The organism is Pseudomonas helleri, from assembly GCF_009600315.1.
GTDB classification, from domain to species: Bacteria; Pseudomonadota; Gammaproteobacteria; order Pseudomonadales; family Pseudomonadaceae; genus Aquipseudomonas; species Aquipseudomonas helleri_A.
The window spans coordinates 1-969 of sequence record NZ_WIWC01000091.1 but is presented as its reverse complement, the minus strand read 5'-3'; the positions used below and the strand labels follow the sequence as shown (position 1 = coordinate 969).

The following is a 969-nucleotide window of genomic DNA, read 5'->3' as shown; positions in this document are numbered from 1 at the left end:
CGTGACGGGCCATCCATGGCCCAACACGGCTCTCCCGGCATCCATGCCGGTCGACCCACTCCGCGAAACCTCCTCTCTGCCTCCCGAAGGGGCGGCAGATCAAAAGCCAGATCAAAAACAGATCACACGCCCGCGTTTTATAAATTCATCTCTACCGACAATTGCGCAGGTAAACCGGCCCATCGCAGCCTTCGTCAGCGACTACAGGGGTGTAGTCGCTGACGAGGCACGAAGGCTGCGATCGGCGGCGAAGCCGTCGTAATGCTTAATGTGTAGGTGCGCCCTCACGGGGATTCGGGATGTTTCGCACAGGGTTGTGGATTGAGATGGTTGGCGCGCGGGCCTATAGTCAGCGCTCGCGTTTAGCGACCGGGTTTGGCGACTCGGAACATGCCTAGAATTGCTATCTATAGCCAAGCGTGTATTTTGCATCGCAAAGCTTTATGGCAGCTGTACGTGGGAGATCTCAGGATCTGCCGGAGTTTCTTGGGTATGACCGGTTCGCCAACCCGCGTACAGCAGCCACCTGTTTTCGTTTGGCGACGAATGCGGATGGCTAAAGCCCATGCCCAAGAGTTTTAATCCATGACTCCAGATTCGTTCATTCCGCTAACCGCTATCGACTGCCTTATCCCCGCTTTATTGATCGACCGCAATGCGCCGGCCGATGTGCTTCATGCCAATGCTGCCGCCCGTGTGCGGGCAGCCACTCAATTGATGGAAACCTTGTCTAATCGGGATATTGAATTAGCCGATACGGTTGATCTGCGGCAGATTGCAACCGTGGCGATGATTTTGCTTCGGGATGGGTGTGATTTGCTGGATGTGTTGGGGTGGCACTTACGCGTGGACTAGGAAGCCGCTAGCCCTTGATTTGCTTTTGCTTTTGCTTTTGCCACGCGATTTTCGGGTCGACGCGAATGCCCCTCACAGGAGGCTGAACGCAGGTGCTGTTATGGGGGTGGCGAG

Annotated in this window: 1 protein-coding gene; it reads left to right on the top strand. The window is 55.8% G+C overall.

Translation table 11 applies throughout. The features are described 5' to 3' along the window. The first annotated feature begins 585 nt into the window (after positions 1-585). Positions 586-855: a short-chain dehydrogenase gene (locus tag GHN86_RS22950; protein ID WP_153383282.1), complete on the top strand. Its 270-nt coding sequence runs from the start codon at positions 586-588 to the stop codon at positions 853-855. Positions 856-969: the final 114 nt, after the last annotated feature.

Excerpts from the sequence above, each read along its gene's own strand:
- GHN86_RS22950 (WP_153383282.1), top strand. The coding sequence starts at position 586 with ATGACTCCAGATTCGTTCATTCCGCTAACCGCTATCGACTGCCTTATC.